A 3521-nucleotide genomic window follows, 5' to 3' on the forward strand; every position below is an offset into this window, starting at 1 on the left:
GCGTCCGCGGGGACCGCCGAGGCGAGCGCCGACGCCACCGCGGCCAGGGCCGTGCCCGCGGGCGCGGTGACCAGCACGTCGCAGCTCGCGGCGCGGCCCTGGGCGCGGTCGGGCGGGCCCAGCGGGTCTACGACGGTCAGCCGGATCTGCATCGCCGTCAGCGGTCCCTTCTGCGCGGGCACCCGGGACGAGGACGAAGCCGCTCCGCGGTCCCACGCCACGGACTTCCCCCACCACCACGAGCACGTCGGCCAGTACTGGAGGCATCCTCGCACCTGCCACCGACAACACGCCCGCCGCCCATCATCGAATGATCTTGATTGGTCGGCTCTGCCCGCAAAAGTGCCTGACCAGTGCCCGACCCGTGACCACTTGAGATCGCTCACGGGCGGCTGTGGCAACCATCGGGATCGAGTCGAGCGTCTTTCCTTCGAACGTGTACGGGCAGCGGTACGTAAGACGCACAGAAAGACGACACCGCGACGCCCCGGACCACGGCACTACAGTGGGTCGGAACACCCATAGCACGCCGGACACCGGTGTAGCTGCCAGGTAAGCAAGCAGGCAAGCCAGCAACAGGGAGCGCATGACGTGCGGCCGGTAGGCAGCAAGTACTTCCTCGAGGAGCCGCTCGGACGCGGCGCCACGGGGACCGTCTGGCGAGCCCGCCAGCGCGAGACCGCGGGAGCCGAGGCGGCCGTGCAGGGCCAGCCCGGCGAGACCGTCGCGATCAAGGTCCTCAAGGAGGAACTCGCGAGCGATCCCGACATCGTGATGCGGTTCCTGCGGGAGCGCTCCGTCCTGCTCCGCCTGACCCACCCGAACATCGTGCGCGTGCGCGACCTGGTCGTCGAGGGCGATCTGCTCGCCCTGGTCATGGACCTCGTCGAGGGCCCCGACCTGCACCGCTACCTGCGCGAGAACGGCCCCTTCACGCCCGTCGGCGCCGCCCTGCTCACCGCCCAGATCGCCGACGCGCTCGCCGCCAGCCACGCCGACGGCGTCGTCCACCGCGACCTGAAGCCGGCGAACGTCCTGCTCAAGCAGTACGGCGGTCAGATGCACCCGATGCTGACCGACTTCGGCATCGCGCGCCTCGCCGACTCGCCCGGCCTCACCCGCACCCACGAGTTCGTCGGCACGCCCGCGTACATCGCGCCCGAGTCCGCCGAGGGCCGCCCGCAGACCTCCGCCGTCGACATCTACGGCGCCGGCATCCTGATGTACGAACTGGTGACCGGCCGTCCCCCGTTCGGCGGAGGCTCGGCCCTCGAAGTTCTCCACCAGCACCTCAGCGCCGAACCGCGCCGCCCGTCCACGGTCCCCGACCCGCTCTGGACCGTCATCGAGCGCTGCCTGCGCAAGAACCCGGCCGAGCGCCCCAGTGCCGAGAACCTCGCGCGCGCCCTGCGCACCGTCGCCGAAGGCATCGGCGTGCACGCGAACTCCGCGCAGATCGCCGCCGCGGAGGCGGTCGGCGCGCTGCTGGCACCCGACCCGGCCCCGGCGGCCGTCCCGGGCGCGCCCGGCGCCGCCGACCCGACGCAGGTGCTGCAGCACGGCGCGGGCGCCTACGACCCGAACGCCTACGACCCCAACGCCGCGACCAGCGTCATGCCCCACACCGGCGCCCCCGGCGGCCCCGGGGCGCCCCTGGGTGCCGCCGACCCCACCGCCGTCATGCCGCAGCAGCCGCCGGGCGGTCAGCAGGGCCGGCAGCCGGGTCAGCCCGAGGACCCGCACCCCTGGCAGAACCAGTTGCGCGCGGCCCGTGACCGCAACGAGCAGACGCAGGTCCAGTACCTCGACCCCAACGAGGACCCGCTGCGCCGCCGCCCTCAGCGGCAGGTCGCCCGGCCGCAGCAGCCGCCGCAGCGCCCTCAGCAGCAACGGCCCCCGCAGCCCGGTGGCTACGGCAGCCCGCAGCAGCAACAGCCGCAGCAGTACGCCCCGCAGCAGCAGCCCCAGCGCCGTCAGCAGCCGCAGCCGCAGCGATACGCGCCGCCCCCGCAGCAGGAGCCCCAGCGGCCCGCGCGCGAGCCCCGTGAGCCGCGGCAGCGCAGCGCCAACCCGATGAAGATCCCCGGCCTCGGCTGCCTCAAGGGGTGCCTGTTCACGATCGTCATCCTGTTCGTCGCGGGCTGGCTGGTCTGGGAACTGAGCCCGTTGCAGGAGTGGATCGGCACGGGCAAGAGCTACTGGCAGCAGATCGGCGACATGTTCGACACGGTTTCCGGGTGGATCGGCGAGCTGAGCGGGAGCTCTTCCGGCCAGTAGCGACCCCCGAACCGGGGCGACTGCGGGGATTTCCGCGGCGACTGAGGGGATTTGTCGACACCCGGCGGGTGATTTCCGTCTCCGCGGTGAAGGTTGGCTCGTCCGGCGCGTAGCTTTATCGGCAACACGCGTCTGTAGGAGCAGCCTTGGCACGGAAGATCGGCAGCCGGTACACCGCTCACCAGATCCTGGGGCGGGGCAGCGCCGGCACGGTGTGGCTGGGCGAGGGACCCGAGGGTCCCGTCGCCGTCAAGCTGCTGCGCGAGGACCTCGCGTCCGACCAGGAACTCGTCGGACGCTTCGTGCAGGAGCGCACGGCCCTGCTCGGCCTGGAGCACCCCCACGTGGTCTCGGTGCGTGACCTGGTCGTCGACGGCACCGACCTCGCGCTGGTCATGGACCTCGTCCGGGGCACCGACCTGCGCACCCGGCTCGACCGGGAGAAGCGGCTCGCGCCCGAGGCGGCCGTGGCGATCGTCGCGGACGTCGCGGACGGGCTGGCGGCGGCGCACGCGGCCGGGGTCGTCCACCGGGACGTCAAACCGGAGAACGTGCTCCTGGACATGCAGGGCCCGCTGGGCCCCGGCGGATCCCATCCGGCGCTGCTGACCGACTTCGGCGTGGCCAAGCTCATCGACTCCCCGCGCCGGACCCGCGCCACGAAGATCATCGGCACGCCGGACTACCTGGCGCCGGAGATCGTGGAGGGCCTGCCGCCGAGGGCCTCGGTGGACATCTACGCACTGGCCACGGTCCTGTACGAGCTGCTGGCGGGCTTCACGCCGTTCGGCGGGGGGCACCCCGGTGCCGTACTGCGCCGCCACGTCACGGAGACGGTCGTCCCCCTCCCCGGCATCCCGGACGAGCTCTGGCAGCTGATCGTGCAGTGCCTGGCCAAGGCACCGGCCTCCCGGCTGCGGGCCTCCGAGCTGGGCGTACGGCTGCGGGAGCTGCTGCCGATGCTGGCGGGCATGCCGCCGCTGGACGTGGACGAGCCGGACACCGAGTCCGAGGACGAGCAGGGCCAAAGCCCGCCCTCGGACGAGCCGGCGCCCCCCACGCCGGTACGGCGGCGGGGCGCGGTGCCCCTGGTACCGGGCGCCAAGCCGGCCGACTCCAACCGCGACACGCACACGTCGATGCGGGTGCCCGCGCCGGACGAGCTGGCCGGGGGCGCGCGGGGCACCGCCCGTGCGCCTCGGGCCTCGGGCGCCCCCCGACCCGGCTCTGCCCGGCACCGGGCG

At 73.4% G+C, this 3521-nt stretch carries 3 protein-coding genes; 2 read left to right on the plus strand and 1 reads right to left on the minus strand.

What is annotated here, in order from left to right; all coding sequences use genetic code 11:
- Window positions 1–221 (minus strand): hypothetical protein (locus tag ACWBNA_RS44115; RefSeq protein ID WP_482710288.1); only part of this gene is annotated, 221 nt, incomplete at its 3' end.
- Between the two features lie 370 nt (window positions 222–591).
- On the opposite strand from ACWBNA_RS44115, the gene ACWBNA_RS44120 reads away from it, so the two are divergent.
- Together ACWBNA_RS44120 and ACWBNA_RS44125 are read left to right on the plus strand one after the other, a co-directional pair.
- On the plus strand, window positions 592–2277 hold the full coding sequence (locus tag ACWBNA_RS44120; protein ID WP_482710257.1) for a serine/threonine-protein kinase: 1686 nt from the start codon (window positions 592–594) through the stop codon (window positions 2275–2277).
- A 146-nt stretch (window positions 2278–2423) separates the two neighbouring features.
- On the plus strand, window positions 2424–3521 hold a 1098-nt coding region (locus ACWBNA_RS44125; protein ID WP_482710258.1), incomplete at its 3' end, for a serine/threonine-protein kinase.

The organism is Streptomyces sp. Q2 (genome assembly GCF_056820935.1).